This is a genomic window from Dongshaea marina (genome assembly GCF_003072645.1).
Classification (GTDB): Bacteria; Pseudomonadota; Gammaproteobacteria; order Enterobacterales; family Aeromonadaceae; genus Dongshaea; species Dongshaea marina.
The window spans coordinates 1,348,804-1,365,959 of sequence record NZ_CP028897.1 but is presented as its reverse complement, the minus strand read 5'-3'; the positions used below and the strand labels follow the sequence as shown (position 1 = coordinate 1,365,959).

At 51.4% G+C, this 17,156-nt stretch carries 14 protein-coding genes and 2 pseudogenes; 8 read left to right on the top strand and 8 right to left on the bottom strand.

Going from position 1 to position 17,156, the window contains the following annotated elements; all coding sequences use genetic code 11:
- Positions 1-64 precede the first annotated feature (64 nt).
- Together DB847_RS06765 and DB847_RS06760 are read left to right on the top strand one after the other, a co-directional pair.
- Entirely contained in the window at positions 65-247 is a 183-nt protein-coding gene (locus DB847_RS06765; RefSeq protein ID WP_108649994.1) for a hypothetical protein, read from the top strand.
- A gap of 598 nt (positions 248-845) precedes the next feature.
- Positions 846-2,870: an Ig-like domain-containing protein gene (locus DB847_RS06760; RefSeq protein WP_108649993.1), complete on the top strand. Its 2,025-nt coding sequence runs from the start codon at positions 846-848 to the stop codon at positions 2,868-2,870.
- Between the two features lie 2 nt (positions 2,871-2,872).
- Here the strand turns inward: DB847_RS06760 and DB847_RS06755 are convergent, their stop codons facing one another.
- Entirely contained in the window at positions 2,873-3,757 is an 885-nt protein-coding gene (locus DB847_RS06755) for an IS982 family transposase (RefSeq protein WP_108649992.1), read from the bottom strand.
- Between the two features lie 132 nt (positions 3,758-3,889).
- Here DB847_RS06755 and DB847_RS06750 point away from each other — a divergent pair, with 132 nt between their 5' ends.
- Complete coding sequence (locus DB847_RS06750) at positions 3,890-4,264, top strand: hypothetical protein (protein ID WP_108649991.1); 375 nt, start codon at positions 3,890-3,892, stop codon at positions 4,262-4,264.
- Between the two features lie 126 nt (positions 4,265-4,390).
- Here the strand turns inward: DB847_RS06750 and htpX are convergent, their stop codons facing one another.
- The 5 genes and pseudogenes from htpX to bioB all read right to left on the bottom strand — a co-directional run bounded on the left by htpX (position 4,391) and on the right by bioB (position 9,085).
- Positions 4,391-5,290, bottom strand: a complete 900-nt coding sequence (gene htpX, locus DB847_RS06745) for a protease HtpX (RefSeq protein WP_108649990.1) — start codon at positions 5,288-5,290, stop codon at positions 4,391-4,393.
- Between the two features lie 86 nt (positions 5,291-5,376).
- Positions 5,377-6,099, bottom strand: a complete 723-nt coding sequence (gene bioD, locus DB847_RS06740) for a dethiobiotin synthase (protein ID WP_108649989.1) — start codon at positions 6,097-6,099, stop codon at positions 5,377-5,379.
- Positions 6,092-6,880 carry a malonyl-ACP O-methyltransferase BioC gene (bioC, locus tag DB847_RS06735; RefSeq protein WP_108649988.1) on the bottom strand — a complete coding sequence of 263 codons (789 nt, stop codon included), beginning with the start codon at positions 6,878-6,880 and terminating at the stop codon, positions 6,092-6,094. Before bioC ends, bioD begins: the two co-directional genes overlap by 8 nt.
- Entirely contained in the window at positions 6,867-8,036 is a 1,170-nt protein-coding gene (gene bioF / locus DB847_RS06730) for an 8-amino-7-oxononanoate synthase (RefSeq protein ID WP_108649987.1), read from the bottom strand. The genes bioC and bioF overlap by 14 nt, the downstream gene beginning before the upstream one ends.
- Before the next feature lie 3 nt (positions 8,037-8,039).
- Positions 8,040-9,085, bottom strand: a pseudogene (gene bioB, locus DB847_RS06725) (biotin synthase BioB).
- A 105-nt stretch (positions 9,086-9,190) separates the two neighbouring features.
- Between bioB and bioA the strand changes: the two are divergent.
- From bioA to DB847_RS06710, 3 genes are all read left to right on the top strand, one after another.
- Entirely contained in the window at positions 9,191-10,450 is a 1,260-nt protein-coding gene (gene bioA / locus DB847_RS06720) for an adenosylmethionine--8-amino-7-oxononanoate transaminase (protein ID WP_108649986.1), read from the top strand.
- Between the two features lie 360 nt (positions 10,451-10,810).
- Positions 10,811-12,763 carry an acetate--CoA ligase gene (gene acs, locus DB847_RS06715; protein WP_108649985.1) on the top strand — a complete coding sequence of 651 codons (1,953 nt, stop codon included), beginning with the start codon at positions 10,811-10,813 and terminating at the stop codon, positions 12,761-12,763.
- A 181-nt stretch (positions 12,764-12,944) separates the two neighbouring features.
- Positions 12,945-13,556, top strand: a complete 612-nt coding sequence (locus tag DB847_RS06710) for a class I SAM-dependent methyltransferase (RefSeq protein WP_108649984.1) — start codon at positions 12,945-12,947, stop codon at positions 13,554-13,556.
- A 91-nt stretch (positions 13,557-13,647) separates the two neighbouring features.
- On the opposite strand, the pseudogene DB847_RS06705 reads toward DB847_RS06710, so the two are convergent.
- Positions 13,648-14,636 (bottom strand): annotated as a pseudogene (locus DB847_RS06705) (2-hydroxyacid dehydrogenase).
- A gap of 533 nt (positions 14,637-15,169) precedes the next feature.
- On the opposite strand from DB847_RS06705, the gene tal reads away from it, so the two are divergent.
- A complete protein-coding gene (tal, locus tag DB847_RS06700; RefSeq protein ID WP_108649983.1) occupies positions 15,170-16,129 on the top strand; it encodes a transaldolase in 960 nt (319 codons plus the stop codon).
- A gap of 222 nt (positions 16,130-16,351) precedes the next feature.
- Positions 16,352-16,531, top strand: a complete 180-nt coding sequence (locus DB847_RS06695; protein ID WP_108649982.1) for a DUF3545 family protein — start codon at positions 16,352-16,354, stop codon at positions 16,529-16,531.
- Between the two features lie 31 nt (positions 16,532-16,562).
- On the opposite strand, the gene DB847_RS06690 is transcribed toward DB847_RS06695, so the two are convergent.
- Positions 16,563-17,105, bottom strand: a complete 543-nt coding sequence (locus DB847_RS06690; RefSeq protein WP_108649981.1) for a hemerythrin domain-containing protein — start codon at positions 17,103-17,105, stop codon at positions 16,563-16,565.
- Positions 17,106-17,156: the final 51 nt, after the last annotated feature.

The window sequence follows — 17,156 nt, the reverse complement described above, 5'->3', positions numbered from 1 at the left end:
CTAAGATAGCAACTCCATCGGGGTGCAACGGCATCCCAACCATAGAGAATTGCTGGAGGTTATTATGGAAGGTCTTGAGCTACAAATCGAAGCACTGGCACGCCGTCTGGCTGAACTCAAAGCTCGCCGCAATTATTGGGTTGGCCGCAGTGACAGCCACTACCAGAAGGCCCACGAGCAGGCACTGAAAGTTCGCGCCCAGGTCCTGCAACTGTTCGAGCTGAAAAATAAAGCCGAGGTACTTTAGGCTCCGTTGATGTTTCCGATTTTGAACCTGTTGCCCCTGAAAATGCTCTGTTCGCGACGCGAGTCATGAAGTTTAGTTATTCTAAATGAGTGATGAGCAACAATGAACAGGGCCTTCTCTTCAAAAAAGCAATATATAGAATCTCTATACGTTATATAATTTTGAAAACAATGTTTTTTTTCAAAAGACAATCGTACGAAAAAATATTACACACTGACCAGATACACTATAATCGTGAGCAAAAATCTTCATAGACACCTCTAACAACACATCTCGTCACATAACTCACACAAAAAAACACATAGCAATTACCTACACCTAAGTATGATAACCGTATATGAAAAACAAATATAAGGAAAACAAGGATAGTTTGTAGATATATATTTTTATATACCGATAGTTTCTAAATAACTGTTCCAAATAGTAGATCAACTGTTGAATTGTGAATTAACAGACCCTCTGCGTCATGGATGACGCGGTGGAGCTTCCATGGATGGATTCATAGCGTGTCTGCTAGCACACATCAACAGATGTAGCAGTAATAGGATCAGCTAGTTAGTGACTTATATAATACCAGAAATATAAAAATGGACAGTATATGACGAAGATTATACAAAAGTTAATAATTAGCCTATGTGCTTTTTTTCTGCTTGCCTGTAATTCAGAAAATGCATCTAATAATAAAACACCAATTAATAATCGCGACTCCACACAAGTAATTAGCAAATTCATCACAATAACCCCTGATAATCCGATAAAGGGAATTACGGGACACAAATTATACACACTGGGGAAAATTCAATATATAGCTGTACTTACAAATAATAAAACAACAAAAGAAATAACAACTCTTGCTAACTGGTCAACTAGCAACCCCAATGTTGCTACTATATCCAAGTCTGGTCTGGTAACAGGTATCAGCACTGGAGTTAGTTATATTCAAGCTAGCTTCGATGGTATAGATAGTACCCCCATTGAGATTACTGTTCATGAATCTGTTATCTCGAGTATCGAAGTAGCACCTTCAATGAAAAAGTCAGCTAAAGGCAACCATGTACAATACACAGCGAAAGCTATCTACAGTAATGAAACGAGCCAAGACATAACCAAAACGGCTAGATGGTCTAGTTCAGATTCAGCTGTGGCCTCAATAACAAAAGATGGCTTAGCTACAGCCGTTAGCAAGGGAATGGCTCAGATTAGTGCTCGGCTGAATAACGTCACAAGCAATCCGGTTTCCCTGCAGGTGACTGCCGCTGTCATCAAGCGTTTAGAGATAACGGCACATAACACATCAATTCCCAAAGGACACCAGCAGCAGTTCGAAGCAAAGGCCACCTACAGTGACAACACCACTCAGGATGTAACCCAGGAGGTCAGCTGGATTAGCTCAAATCCAACTGCCGCCACCATAAGCCTGAAAGGCATCGCCACAGGCGTGAATGCTGACTTCACCCAGATAACCGCTCAGCTGGAGGGGGTCACCAGCAATCCGATTTCCCTGCAGGTGACTGATGCTGTCATCAAGCGTTTAGAGATAACGGCACATAACACATCAATTCCCAAAGGACACCAGCAGCAGTTCGAAGCAAAGGCCACCTACAGTGACAACACCACTCAGGATGTAACCCAGGAGGTCAGCTGGATTAGCTCAAATCCAACTGCCGCCACCATAAGCCTGAAAGGCATCGCCACAGGCGTGAATGCTGACTTCACCCAGATAACCGCTCAATTGGAGGGGGTCACCAGCAATCCGATTTCCCTGCAGGTGACTGCCGCTGTCATCAAGCGTTTAGAGATAACGGCACATAACACATCAATTCCCAAAGGACACCAGCAGCAGTTCGAAGCAAAGGCCACCTACAGTGACAACACCACTCAGGATGTAACCCAGGAGGTCAGCTGGATTAGCTCAAATCCAACTGCCGCCACCATAAGCCTGAAAGGCATCGCCACAGGCGTGAATGCTGACATCACCCAGATAACCGCTCAATTGGAGGGGGTCACCAGCAATCCGATTTCCCTGCAGGTGACTGCCGCTGTCATCAAGCGTTTAGAGATAACGGCACATAACACATCAATTCCCAAAGGACACCAGCAGCAGTTCGAAGCAAAGGCCACCTACAGTGACAACACCACTCAGGATGTAACCCAAGAGGTCAGCTGGATTAGCTCAAATCCAACTGCCGCCACCATAAGCCTGAAAGGCATCGCCACAGGCGTGAACGCTGACGTCACCCAGATAACCGCTCAATTGGAGGGGGTCACCAGCAATCCGATTTCCCTGCAGGTGACTGCCGCTGTCATCAAGCGTTTAGAGATAACGGCACATAACACATCAATTCCCAAAGGACACCAGCAGCAGTTCGAAGCAAAGGCCACCTACAGTGACAACACCACTCAGGATGTAACCCAAGAGGTCAGCTGGATTAGCTCAAATCCAACTGCCGCCACCATAAGCCTGAAAGGCATCGCCACAGGCGTGAACGCTGACTTCACCCAGATAACCGCTCAATTGGAGGGGGTCACCAGCAATCCGGTTTCCCTGGAGGTGACTGACGCTGTTATCACTCAAATTACAGTAACACCATTCATCTACTGGCTTGAAGTTGGTTTAAATTAACCTCAGATCTGCATAAGCGCTTCCTTTTCAAGCCGAGACATTCGGATGCTCGGCTTCTTTTCCTGGAAGGTATATGCAATGAGGCCAGCAAGGAGATTCACCATAAAGCTGACGCAGCTACGATGCCGTGAGTGTTCTATCTGAGAGATGTTCTTCAGCTGATCAAAGACGGTTTCAATGATGAAGCGTTTGCGAAGCATCAGCTTATCCCATAGCCGCATCAACTTTGGTTTCATATTCTTCCTGATGCTGGTAATTAATGTGACCCCTTGGTCTGCCAGCTCTTCTGCAAGTGGTCCTGAAATATAGCCTTTATCTCCATAGAGTGAACCCCAGAGCTGCTCGCACATTTCAGGAAGAGGAGTTCTGTCATCAACATTGGCTGGGGTTAATTTGACCGAGATAACACCACCTTGATCATTGATAATAAGGTGCAATTTAAATCCATAAAACCACCCCATGGTTCCTTTGCCACGCTTGGCTGCACCTTCAAATACTTGATGCCGAGGGATGCGAAGGTTATGGCAAACCTGAAGTTTTGTTGAGTCGACGAATGCAATCCCAGTAGGTTTTGCTTGTCTGTGGGTGAGATAGGAGCACAAAGGGATCAGGGTCGCTTGCATCAATTTCAACATCCGACTGTAACTCACCAGGCCGGGGAACTCACTTTTCCAGTACTTACAGACAAACTGAAGATAATAGGATTTAAAGTCTCGGAAGCCCAAGCGATGAAATGCGATGACGATGGTCATCACTTCACTGACAGCCAGGCGAGAAGGTCTGTTCCGCTGCTTCACACCTAAGGAGATCTGCTGTTTTTGCCAAGCGGGTAGAAAGACCTGACAGAAATCATCGACATCAACGAAAATAGCTTCTAAATTGATCATGCCCAAGCTCCTTGGCGATTGATGGTTCTGGACAAACGATCAGATCGCAGCTTGGGCTTTTAGTTCCCCTCTTATGCGCAGCTCAGGTTAAATTATCAATACAAAGCAGAGGCAACCTACAGTGATAACACCATTCAGGATGTAACGAAAAATGTGAATTGGATCAGTGAAAACCCTGAAGCAGCAACAATCACCATGGATGGTATGGCGACTGCAATCAAAGCACACCAAGGTAAAGCTATAATCAAAGCATGCTCAGATCATCTGTGTAGTAAGGACTCATCACTAATAATTAAACCTGAAATTATAACTGGAATTGAAATTGTTGGAGGAAACCAAGACATTAAACTTCGGTGGTTCCCAAGGCAATTGGAGGTACTAGCAACATTTTCTAATGGAGAGAAAAGAATAATAACTGGTGCCAAATGGAGCAGCTCAAAAACATCCAACGTAGCAGTGTCGAAAGATGGAAAAATAAGCGGTAAGAACATAGGGGGGCCACAGTAACTGCGTTAATTAAAGGGTTCAGTGCATCAATTTATGTATTGGTACACTACTAATTGCCAACAGAATCAGGCTATGAAAAAAAGCCAGTCACACAGGACTGGCTTTTTCGATCATCCCCAGATGGGATCAGATGGTACCGCGACGAGTATACTCTTCGTTTCTAAGAGCGGCGATCCGCTTCTCGATGGGGGGATGACTCATCCACCACTCGGAAGCCTTCTTGCGACCACTGATGCCAAAGGCTGCAAATGAGCCCTCCATCTCGGACTCATGGCCCCGCTGCAAACGCTCAAGCGCCGCGATCATCTTCTGCCGTCCAACCAGATTGGCTGAGCCGGCATCGGCACGATATTCTCGCTGACGGGAGAACCACATCACCACCACCGAGGCCAGAATACCAAACAGGATATCCAGCACCATGGCGACCACGAAGTAGAGCATTCCACCACCAAAGCTACTGCCCTCTTCATCGCTGTTGCTGCCAACATTACTGACCACTCCGGCGATCAGTCGTGACAGGAAGATCACAAAGGTGTTCAATACCCCCTGGATCAGAGTCAGGGTCACCATATCACCATTGGCAACGTGACTGACCTCATGGGCCAGCACCGCCTCAGCCTCATCCCGATTCATGGTCTGTAACAGGCCTGAGCTCACGGCAACCAGCGCATCGTTACGCTTCATCCCGGTAGCAAATGCGTTCATATCAGGTGAATGGTAGATCCCCACCTCCGGCATTCCGATACCCGCCTGCTCACTGAGTCGCTGCACAGTAGACAGGAGCCAGTGCTCCTCCTGGGTCCGGGGTGATTCAATCACCTGTACCCCATAGCTACGCTTAGCCATCCACTTGGATATGGCCAGCGAGATAAAGGATCCGCCAAAACCAAATACCAACGCCAATACCAGTAATCCCGAGATACCAGATGGATTGATCCCCAATACCGCAAATATGACATTGAGGACGATCCCCAACACCACAATGACGGCCAGGTTGGTCAAAACAAACAGGAATACCCGCTTCATGTACTCTCCTTTTGAGGCTGTATCACAGTGATACGTCTATCTATATCGTTTATATAGGCAGCTTGTGCAAAATCAAGTTCCCCTCGCTAAAAAATATTAGTATTCATTCTCATTTGCGAAAAGCTCGACTGAAACAGAGGCCGGAGATCCAGATAGCCCTCCAGGTGCCTCGAGTCCACACCATCCCCCAACCAGGGCAGCTCACCCAGCAGGGGGACAGGCAGGCGGCGCTTGAGTGAATCCAGGTTCTCACGGTAATGGCGCATCCCGGGATCGATCCGATTCATAATCCAACCGGCAACTTCCAGGCCATCACGCCGTATCGCCTCATAGGTCAAAATCGCATGGTTAATACAGCCTAGTTTTGCCCCAACCACCAGGATCACCGGTAACCGCTCATCGGCGACCCAATCCGACAGGTAGAGCTCTTCAGAGATCGGCAGGCGCCACCCTCCGGCTCCCTCGATCAATACCAGATCACCTCTTTCCCTAAGCTTAACAAGATTATCATGCAGGCACTGAGTCTGGATCTGTCTGCCAGCCAACCCGGCAGCAATATGAGGTGCAATGGCCGGAACATAGGCAAAGGGGTTTAACAACTCATACTCCAGTGGCTCGGTGATCGCCTGCTGTAATGCAAGCGCATCCGCATTACGCAGCCCCTGTGGGGTCACGCTGCAGCCACTGGCAATCGGCTTCATCGCCAGGGTACGAAATCCCTGGCTTCTAGCCTGCTGTAACAGAGCCCGGCAGGCAAAGGTCTTCCCTGCATCCGTATCTGTTCCAGTGACAAAAAATGCCTTACTCATTGGTAACGACTCCATAAAACAGTTGATAAGTCGCAGGGAGTAAACCGTTTTGCTCACGAAACTGCTGATAACTCCTCTCAAGGCGTACCAGGGTTTGGCGTCCCATCAGCCCACATCCCGGGCTTCGGTTTACCTCACTCGCCCCAATCCCCTTGATGGTCATCAATAACTCTTTAAAATCGGCCCGGTGGATCACCTCGGCTTGCTCAATCCCCTGGACCAGTTGTAATCCGCTGCGGATCAGTGCCTGCTCAAGCTGCTCCCGACTGATAAACCGATTTACACACGGCTCTCTTCCCTGCTGTTGCCACACGTGATCAAGTTCACCCAGGGTTCCTTGAAGGAGTGTACTGAACACACATAATCCCCCGGGTTTCATGATCGCCTTTATCTCGCTAAAGGCGCGATCCAATTGATTACACCACTGAAGCATCAGATTAGAAAAGACCAAGTCAAAGCTTTGTGATGCGTATGGCAAATTCTCGGCATCACCTCTGCATAGCTCTGTCGTAGGAGAGCGTCTTCGGGCCTGAAGCAGCATCTCGGGGCAAAGATCCAGCCCCGCCAATCTGTGGCAGCGCCTATGGAGCTCGGGAAGAAAATAGCCGGTGCCGCACCCAAGATCCAGGGCACAAGGCCAGTGTTGATCGCTTGGCAGAAGCTGTAGAAGTTTTTGGCCCGTCCGGCACTGTAACTCGGACCAGTCATCATAATTGTGGGCGGCACGAGCAAAGCGTCGCGCCAGTGAGGATTTGTTGACCCTGGGTTCACACTGCATCATATCCCTCCGCCTTCAGAATTGCGTGTAACTCCGTAAGCAGGCGCTCAATATCCCCGGGTTGATGACATGCATTCAGGGCGATCCTAAGCCTCGCCTGACCCGCGGGTACCGTTGGTGGGCGGATCCCATACAGCCAGATCCCGCGCCGGCGCAGCGCCTCGCTCACTCTCTGAGTCAAAGCCACCTCTTTGAGGAGCAGTGGCTGAATGGGTGTTCGAGACTCACCAACGGGTAACCCCAACAGAGCCGCCTCACGCCGAAACAGAGCAATTCGTTGTTTCAACTGCTGGCGATACTCTCCCTCACGGCTCAGGGTCAAAGACTGAAGCACGGCCTCACACTGCGCGGCTGGCATCGCGGTGGAATAGAGGTAGTTTCGTGAAAAGTTCACCAGGTAATCGATGAGCTGACGGGACCCGACGATCGCAGCCCCCATCACCCCGAGAGCCTTGCCAAAGGTCACGGTTTGCAAAGCAACCCGATCCGGACTCACCCCATGGGCTGCCACCGTCCCCTCTCCCCGAGGTCCCAAAACGCCAAACCCATGGGCATCATCAATCATCAGCCAGTTGCCACTGTCGTGACACAGCCGGGCAAGGGTCTTAACAGGTGCTTCATCCCCATCCATGCTGAACACCCCTTCACTCACCACCAGCCCCTGTTTCTTAGTCAGCAGCTTCTCAAGGTGCGCCATATCATTGTGACGAAAGCGCAGCATCTTGGCCGGGCTCAGCATTCCCGCCTCCTGCAAAGAGGCATGGTTAAGCTTATCCTGCCAAAGCTTGTGCTCAGCTCCCAGCAAAGCCTTGATCACCGCCTGATTGGCACTGAAGCCTGAGCAAAAAAGCAGTGCCGCTTCACAACCCAGGATTTGAGCTAATGTCTGTTCCAACCGGGCATGGCTATCACTGTACCCAGTCACCACAGACGCGGCTCGGCTGCCGGTACCATGGCGCTCCGCCCCACGTTTCAGAGCCTCGATGACCCGGGGATGCTGTGACAATCCAAGGTAATCATTACTTGAAAAGTTAAGGTAGACCTGATCGTCTCGAACCAGATCGCCCGAGGCTGTCGCTCCCACCACCCGGCGCTCACGCCACAATCCCTGCAGCCGACACTCATCAAGCTTCTGCTCAATATGCTCAAAAAGGCTCATGGGTTAGCTCGCTGCATCATGAGTCAGTGCATCGATACGCGCCGATGCGATCGCCTGATAGATCTGCTGCTCCTGCACCAGATCCGGCTTCGAAGAGCAGGGTTCAGGATAGAGCCCAAGCTTGGCAAACAGCTGAGCATCCCGATCCTCTGCAGCATTTTTGGTAGTCAGCAGTTTACAGCCATAAAAAATCGAGTTTGCTCCTGCCATAAAACACAGAGCCTGAAGCTGCTCATTCATCTTTTCACGACCGGCGGATAGCCGCACATGGGAAGCCGGCATCATGATCCTCGCCATCGCAATGGTACGGATAAAATCAAAATCATCCATCGGCTCGCAATCTTCGAGAGGGGTTCCAGCAACCCGCACCAGCATATTGATAGGCACACTCTCAGGTTGCTGCGGAAGATTGGCCAGGGCCACCAACAGGCCGATGCGATCCTGTTGCTGCTCGCCCATCCCGACGATTCCACCGGAGCACACCTTCATTCCGGCTCGACGCACATGGGCCAGGGTATCGAGACGGTTCTGGTAGGTTCGGGTAGTGATGATCTGCTGATAGTATTCGGGAGAGGTATCCAGGTTGTGGTTGTAATAATCAAGCCCGGCTTCGGCGAGCTCCTCGGCCTGCTCCGCCGTTAACATGCCAAGGGTCATACAGGTTTCAAGTCCCATCGCCTTAACCCCGCGGATCATCGCCACGACCTGAGGCATGTCCCGTGCTTTAGGGTTACGCCAGGCCGCCCCCATGCAGAAGCGACTGGCCCCTGCCTGCTTAGCTTCCCTGGCCCTGTCCAGAACCTTCTGCACCTCCATCAGTTGCTCCGGAGCCACCTCATCTCCCTGATGACGGGCACTCTGAGGACAATACTTACAATCCTCGGGCAGGCTCCGGTCTTGATGGAGAGCAGAGTGCTGATCTGCACCGCATTAGGATCAAAATTTTGCCGATGAACCATCTGGGCGCGGAACATCAATTCATTAAAGGGCAGCTCATACAGGCTCTGAACTTCCTGGTGGGTCCAGTCGTGGCGAATCGCCGTCTCCATAAAAAATTCCTTTGCTATCGAGTCACTTCATTTCTTGGATCATCTCCGTTTGCAAGGTAGCATGTCAATATAAATAAAATTCAACCATTTACATTAGATTATATTATGAGCAATTTTGATTCTGAGCATATCTGGCATCCCTATACCTCGCTATCAAAACCCCTGCCCTGCTATGAGGTAGAAAGTGCCAATGGAGTCTATCTGAACCTCGAGGATGGACGCTCACTGATCGATGGCATGTCCTCCTGGTGGGCCTGTATTCACGGCTATAACGTTCCCGAACTGAACCAGGCAGCACAGACCCAACTCGAGAAGATGTCTCATGTGATGTTCGGTGGCATCACCCATAAACCCGCCCAGGAGCTTTGCAGGAAACTGATTGAGCTCACTCCCACCGAGCTCGATAAAGTATTCCTCGCCGATTCAGGCTCGGTTGCAGTGGAGGTCGCCCTCAAGATGGCGATCCAGTACAGCAACGGGATGGGACAAAATCGCCATAAGTTTCTTACGGTGCGTAACGGCTACCATGGCGATACATTTGGCGCCATGAGTGTCTGTGACCCGGTGGGCGGCATGCACTCTCTCTACCATGAGATGCTGGCCAGCCAGCTGTTTGCCCCCGCCCCGCAAACCCGCTTTGGTGAGCCTTGGGATCCCAGGGATATTGAGCCTCTGGCCCGGATGCTTGACAGTCATCAACAGGAAATCGCGGCGGTGATTATCGAGCCGATAGTGCAGGGAGCCGGCGGCATGCGTCTCTATCATCCCGACTACCTCAGGGAGCTGAGAAACCTCTGTGATCGCTACCAGATCCTGCTAATTGCCGATGAGATCGCGACAGGGTTTGGCCGAAGCGGTAAACTTTTTGCCTGTGAATGGGCCGGGATCACTCCAGACATCCTCTGTCTTGGCAAGGCATTGACCGGCGGCTACCTGACCCTGTCGGCCACCCTGACCAGCGCAGATGTAGCACGGGTGATCGGGCAAAGCGATGCCAGCGTGCTGATGCATGGCCCGACCTTCATGGGTAATCCCCTGGCCTGTGCCGTCGCTTGCGCCAGTATCGAACTTTTACAAAAATCCAACTGGCAGCAGAGGGTAAGCCAGATAGAGGAGCAGCTTCGGGGCGAACTTGAGCCCTGCCGGGAATATGCGGCCGTGACAGACGTACGCGTTCTGGGAGCGATCGGTGTGATCGAGATGAAACAATCCCTGGATGTGGCACGGGTCCAGGAGTTTCTGGTCGAGCGCGGGATCTGGCTGCGCCCCTTTGGCAAGCTGCTCTACACCATGCCACCCTTTGTGATCACCCCGAAACAGCTGTCGACTCTGATACAGGGATCCGTGAGTGTTGTCATTGGCTGAGTTAAACACCGAGAATGCAGCTAAGCGTTATTATCCTTACCGCTTAGCTGATGAGCCTGGGCTGGATTCACAGCTACAAACCTTGTCGGGAGTGCCCGACTACCCCTAGCTTTGGAGCGTCAAAAGTAGGCAAAGCCTTACTTCGCGCGATGAGCCCATGTCCCTATAGGCCTTCCCAGTTCAGCATCCTGCTTCTCGCTCCATTGCTGCATATTTCCGCCCCTCCATCGAGCTATGTGACTCGCCATCCATGGCTCAAATACTTAACAGTAGAGGTGGGTAAGCTATGCGGCACTAGTTGCGTTCAAATGTAAATCAGATGTAACATCTTGTCTCTTTTGTTTACATTTGGAGTGCTACATGGAGCGTTACCCGATCCCCGAAGCCGTGCGCAAGGGCGCCCACCTCACCAGCCTGGCCGAGTATCAGCAGATGTACCAGGAAAGTATCCAGGATCCAGAAACCTTTTGGGGGACCCTGGCACGCAACCGCCTGGACTGGATCCACCCGTTCAAGCAGGTTCGGGATCAACACCTGGAGCGAGGCCTGTTTGCCTGGTTTCTCGAGGGTCAGCTCAATGTCTGCTACAACTGCGTCGATCGCCACCTGCATGACAAGGCAGAGCAGACCGCCATCATCTGGGAGGGGGATGAGCCCGGTCAAACCCGTACCCTTAGCTATCTCAAGCTACATCGGGATGTGTGCCGCCTGGCCAATGCCCTGAAAAAACGCGGGATCCGTAAGGGTGACAGCGTCGCTATCTACATGCCGATGATCCCGGAGGCCGCAATTGCGATGCTGGCCTGTGCGCGTATCGGTGCCATCCATACGGTAGTCTTTGCCGGATTTAGCGCCGACGCCCTGCGCGATCGCATCCAGAACGCTAATGCCAAACTGGTGATCACCGCAGATGAGGGGCTGCGCGGACGCAAGTTGATCCCCCTCAAGCGCACCGTCGATGAAGCCGTTGCCGCCTGCCCCAATGTGCATACGGTATTTGTTGCCGAGCGAACTGGTCGTAAGGTTAAGATGGTCTATGATCGGGACTTTAAGCTGCGAGATGTGATGCGCGCCGAACGCCCCTACTGCCCCTGTGAACCGATGGATAGCGAAGATCCGCTGTTTCTGCTCTATACCTCAGGAAGCACCGGCAGTCCCAAAGGGATCATGCACACCACCGCAGGCTACCTGCTGTACGCCTCCCTGACCCACCAATATGTATTTGATTACCGCCCCGACGATATCTACGCCTGCGTCGCCGATATTGGCTGGATCACCGGCCACAGCTACGTGGTTTATGGCCCGCTGGCCAATGGTGCCACCACAGTGATGTTTGAAAGCGTCCCCACCTATCCCGATGCGGGCCGTTACTGGGAGATGGTGGAACGCCATAAGATCAATATTTTCTACACCTCCCCCACCGCCATTCGGGCCATCGCCAAACAGGGTGATGAGTGGGTTAAAAAGTACGATCGCTCCTCGCTGCGAGTCCTGGGAAGTGTCGGTGAGCCTATCAACCCGGAGGCCTGGCGCTGGTATCACGAGGTGGTTGGTGAGGGCCGCTGCAGCATAGTCGACACCTGGTGGCAAACCGAAACCGGAGGTGTGATGATCACCCCACTACCCGGGGTCACCGAAACAAAACCCGGCTCGGCAACCCGACCCTTCTTCGGCATCGAGCCCGTGGTGCTTGACAGTGAAGGGGCAGAACTGACCGATAACAATGTCTCGGGACAACTGGCGATCAAACAGAGCTGGCCCGGGATCGCCCGCACCATCTATGGGGATCATGAGCGCTTTACCGATAGTTACCTCAGCATCTGGCCCGGCTATTTTTATACCGGTGATGGTGTCCACCGTGATGAGGACGGTTACTACTGGCTAACCGGGCGGGTGGATGATGTGATCAATGTTTCGGGCCACCGCATCGGCAGTGCCGAGGTGGAAAGTGCCCTGGTCAACCATCCGGCCTGTGCCGAAGCTGCCGTGGTCGATATCCCCCATGAGATCAAGGGGCAGGGCCTGTTTGCCTTTGTGATCCTCAAAGAGGGCTATGAGGAGAGCGAGAGTCTGCTGGGTGAGCTGAAAAATGAGGTACGCCATCACATAGGTCCAATCGCTACCCCGGATGGGATCCTGATCGTTCCCGAGCTTCCAAAGACCCGCTCCGGTAAGATCATGCGACGCATTCTGCGACAGATCGCCGCCATGGATGGTAAGAGTTTCGGTGACACCTCGACCCTGGCCAATCCGGATATAGTCGAAGAGTTGATCGACATCCGCGAAGCCCTAGAAGTGGCAAGCATCATCTAATACTCGCTGTTGCGCTGGCCTTTGCAACGAAGACAGCGCAACACAACTTTTTAATTCATTGATTGTATTGAATTTTATCTGTCGCAAAATAGCGACCTTGCCTCTGACACATCTTGTGACACTTTTTGACCATAGTTGCTGTTATACTCGACTCTCGGACTCATAACCTAAGAGAAGCAAGATGTCTTTACAATCCTATGCTCTTTTTTTGCGCGCCTTCGCCGCCAACCCAAAATCGGTTGGTGCTCTCTTTCCCAGCGCACCCGCTCTTGCCTACGGTATGACCAAGCACCTGACATTTTTCCCGCACGATCATGTGGTAGAACTCGGGCCGGGAACCGGTAGCTTTACCCGCTATATACTGGCAAAACTCGCTTCACCAAAACAGTATCTGGGTGTAGAGCTCAACCCAAAATTTACCCAGGAGCTAAAGCAGCAATTTCCCTATGCTGAGTTTGCCTGTGGCCAGGCTGAGCAGCTTGAGACAATTCTTAAGCTCCACCAACGCCCCATGATCGATCACCTGATCTCCGGACTCCCCTTTGCCTCCCTGCCCAAAGAGGTGACCACCCAGATCGTGGAGGCGGTCGCAGATGCCACCACCACCAAGGCCACTTTCACCACGTTCCAATACCTGCACGCCTATCAATTTAAAAATGCCAAGGAGTTTCGTGCCCAGATGGAGGAGAAGTTCGGTCCGCTGATCCGGGTCCGCTGGGTTTTGTTTAATATGTTCCCGGCGGCAGTTTTGACCTGGCAAAAAAAGCCATCACTGACCACCCTGGAGCTGTAAAAGATCACCACCTCCATAGGAAGTAGTTTTCAATCGATAACAAAAAGCGCTGCAAATGCAGCGCTTTTTGTTTGATGAAACAGAGCTTGCCTCAACTCACCTCATTGACCAGAGGCTCGCCTCGCATAAAGGCCTCTATATTTCCGAGGGTCGTCTGAGCGATCGACAGCAGCGCCTCCCCGGTCAAAAACGCCTGATGCCCGGTAAACAATACATTGTGACAGGCTGAGAGTCGGCGGAAGGTATCATCCCGAATCACTTCACTGGATTTATCTTCGAAGAAAAGATGCTTTTCATCCTCATAAACATCCAGGCCCAGGGCACCGATCCGCCCCGCCTTCAGAGCCTCGATCGCCGCCACAGAGTCTAACAGCCCCCGCGACTGGTATTGATGATCATCACCCCATCCTTCATCTTGTCGAAAGCATCGCTATTGAGCAGGTGATGATTCTCTTCAAACAAGGGGCAGTGCAAAGAGATCACATCGGAGCGACGCAGCAGGGTATCCAGATCCGTGTAGTCGGCTCCGAGATCCAACATCTGCTGATTCGGATAGGGATCATAAGCCAGGATATTCATCCCAAAGCCCTTGAGGATCCGCGCCGTCGCCTGACCAATCTTGCCGGTCCCCACAATCCCGACCGTTCGCCCGTGCATATTAAAGCCAACCAGCCCCTCCAGTGAGAAGTTAGCATCCCGGGTTCGTTGATACGCCTTGTGGATCCGCCGGTTGAGGGTCATCATCAGGCCCACAGTGTGCTCGGCAACAGCCTCGGGAGAGTATGCCGGAACTCGCACGACCTTGATCCCAAGCTCACGTGCCGCAACCAAATCGACATTATTAAAGCCAGCGCAACGCAGGGCGATCAAGCGGGTTTTACCCTGTGCCAGACACTCCAGAACCCGACGATTCAAAGTGTCATTAACGAAGGCACAGACTACCTCATGCTCCCGGGCCAGGATCGAAGTTCGATGATCCAGCTGAGTATCAAAAAACTCAAGTTGATGCTCAAACTGCTGATTTGCCTGCTGGAACCACTGACGGTCATAGCTTTTACTACTAAAGATGGCAATATTCATAAGCACTCTCCCCCGGATATTTTCTGTAATTAAATTACACATAAGACCCAGCGTCAAGCCGTAACCATTAAAAAAATTGATCTGGATTCAGGTTTTAACCTCTTTATGTGTAATTTAATTACATAATGATAACGATTACCGCTGTGACCCAATTAGATCTACAAGGCCTCTGGGATAACCCGTCCGCCATGCTAAGATGAGCTGATTAAAAAAAGAGTCTTGCCCCTACAGGACTAGGCTCTGTTGAGGTTTCTGATTTGGTTCTGCAGTTGGCAATTTTTTCAACCAGCAAGGCAGAAGATGTGTAGTGTAGTAACTCTACATGAGCATCTGATAACGCTGCGGGGAGGAAAAGTTGCCACTGCCCTCGGGTTGCGCCTGAAAAAGCCCAGTTCATTGTTGCTCAGCATCTGTTTAGATGCAGCGATACTTGATGATTGCTATCACGGGCACAACATTTTCAGGGGCAACAGGTTCAAGATTGGAAACCTCAACAGAGCCCAAGTACCCGAATCTACAAGGAATAGATAGTGATGATCGATAAACTTACTCAACTCAAAGCGCTCACCACAGTGGTTGCGGACACCGGGGATATCGAGGCGATCAAGCGCTACCAGCCTCAGGATGCAACTACCAACCCATCCCTGGTTCTCAAGGCAGCCCAGATCCCTGAGTATGCCCCCTTGATTGATGAGGCTGTGCAATGGGCCAAGCAACAGAGCAGTGACCCGGCACAACAATTGACTGATGCCAGTGACAAGCTTGCCGTCAACATAGGTGTCGAAATCCTGAAAATTGTTCCGGGACGCATCTCGACTGAAGTCGATGCTCGTCTATCCTATGACAGCCGTAGCAGCATTGAGAAGGCTCACAAGTTGATACGTCTTTATAATGAGGCAGGCATCCCCAACGATCGCATCCTGATCAAACTGGCATCGACCTGGGAAGGGATCCGCGCCGGAGAGCAACTGGAAAAAGAGGGAATCAACTGTAACCTGACCCTGCTGTTCAGCTTTGCCCAGGCCCGAGCCTGTGCCGAGGCAGGGGTGTTCCTGATCTCTCCCTTCGTTGGCCGGATCCTCGACTGGTACAAAAAGAGCACAGGCACCGAAAGTTATGCGCCAGCCGAAGATCCGGGCGTGATCTCTGTAACCAAGATATACAACTACTACAAAGAGCATGGCTACAACACCATAGTGATGGGGGCCAGCTTCCGTAATACCGATGAGATCCTGGAGCTAGCGGGCTGCGACCGCCTGACCATAGGTCCAAATCTCTTAGAAGATCTGAATCAGGCCCAGGGTGAACTGCCACGCAAGCTGGTTAAAACCACAGCGGCCCCTAAGACCAGGCCCACTCCCCTGACCGAGGCAGAGTTCCGCTGGGAGCATGGCCAGGACCCAATGGCCGTTGAAAAGCTTGCAGAGGGGATCCGCAACTTTGCAATCGATCAGGGCAAGCTCGAAACCATGCTGAAAAGCCGCCTGGCTTAACTCAAAAAGCCCCAGATGAAACAGAGCCCATCGCCACCGCGATGGGCTTTTTTATTACCGCTTGTTAACTCAGCTTAGCTTCTGAAACCATAAAAAAGCGCAAACAACAACCACAATGAACAGGAAGTAAGCAAACAGTTTGCCAGAATGCATTAATATGTTTCATTTTGTTATGAGCCATGTTAAACAGGGCGTGACAGTCCGCAGCAAGGAGGAGGAACCATGGACAGGTTCGAAACCACAGAACGTGCTGATGAGCAAACTGGGCGCCGCGACACTGCTTCAAAAAAGAAGAGGAGATGGAGAGAGATTGAAGCTTTAAAAGACAGATATCGATTACAGGAGGAGCTACGCTCCATCGATTTTGCCTTTGATGGGCCAATTGACGACCTCGAATTCTGAGTTAAAAAAGCCTGCATCCAGCAGGCTTTTCTTATTCCACCAGACCGAGCCGCTTAGCAAGCTCCCGGTAACGTTCGGCAACCTCTTTACCAAACAGGGGATCCTCAGCCTGGCCATGTTGCCAGCTCTGCTCCACCAATCGCCAGTCATCCTCGGTCAATTGTTCACTTAAGAGGGGAAACAACTCCTGCTCTTCGCGCTGAATATGCCCGCGCTGCAGCTCAATGAAACGGGCAAGCTGCTCAATAAACTGCTGCTGCGGGATCACCGCATCCAGCAAGATCATCTCCACCAGCGCACTGAGCTCCTCGCTCGCCGAAATAAATAGCTGATGTTCCTGCTTCACCCGGTTCACCAACCTGGGATCCTGGCAGCGATATTCCAGGTAATAGTCGTAAATCAGATCTTCACGGGGATGATGGGTCTTGTCAGACACATCATGCAGATAACCAATGATATCGCGGATCAGCCGGTAGCGGATACGCTTTTCCTGTTTCAGTAAAAACAATTTCTCTTCAAGAACATCCAGCAACTTACCGATATTTCTGTGTTCCTGACGCAGCGCGGCCAGCATATACTCTCCTTGAAAGCCTGCAACAAAATGGCGCCATTATACAGCTCAGGA

What these genes read in the sequence shown, in the direction of transcription:
- bioC (WP_108649988.1), bottom strand. Translation starts at nt 6,880, where the DNA reads ATGATGCAGTGTGAACCCAGGGTCAACAAATCCTCACTGGCGCGACGC.
- tal (WP_108649983.1), top strand. Translation starts at nt 15,170, where the DNA reads ATGATCGATAAACTTACTCAACTCAAAGCGCTCACCACAGTGGTTGCG.
- acs (WP_108649985.1), top strand. Translation starts at nt 10,811, where the DNA reads ATGGAGCGTTACCCGATCCCCGAAGCCGTGCGCAAGGGCGCCCACCTC.
- DB847_RS06690 (WP_108649981.1), bottom strand. Translation starts at nt 17,105, where the DNA reads ATGCTGGCCGCGCTGCGTCAGGAACACAGAAATATCGGTAAGTTGCTG.
- bioF (WP_108649987.1), bottom strand. Translation starts at nt 8,036, where the DNA reads ATGAGCCTTTTTGAGCATATTGAGCAGAAGCTTGATGAGTGTCGGCTG.
- DB847_RS06710 (WP_108649984.1), top strand. Translation starts at nt 12,945, where the DNA reads ATGTCTTTACAATCCTATGCTCTTTTTTTGCGCGCCTTCGCCGCCAAC.
- DB847_RS06755 (WP_108649992.1), bottom strand. Translation starts at nt 3,757, where the DNA reads ATGATCAATTTAGAAGCTATTTTCGTTGATGTCGATGATTTCTGTCAG.
- DB847_RS06760 (WP_108649993.1), top strand. Translation starts at nt 846, where the DNA reads ATGACGAAGATTATACAAAAGTTAATAATTAGCCTATGTGCTTTTTTT.
- bioA (WP_108649986.1), top strand. Translation starts at nt 9,191, where the DNA reads ATGAGCAATTTTGATTCTGAGCATATCTGGCATCCCTATACCTCGCTA.
- bioD (WP_108649989.1), bottom strand. Translation starts at nt 6,099, where the DNA reads ATGAGTAAGGCATTTTTTGTCACTGGAACAGATACGGATGCAGGGAAG.
- htpX (WP_108649990.1), bottom strand. Translation starts at nt 5,290, where the DNA reads ATGAAGCGGGTATTCCTGTTTGTTTTGACCAACCTGGCCGTCATTGTG.
- DB847_RS06765 (WP_108649994.1), top strand. Translation starts at nt 65, where the DNA reads ATGGAAGGTCTTGAGCTACAAATCGAAGCACTGGCACGCCGTCTGGCT.
- DB847_RS06695 (WP_108649982.1), top strand. Translation starts at nt 16,352, where the DNA reads ATGGACAGGTTCGAAACCACAGAACGTGCTGATGAGCAAACTGGGCGC.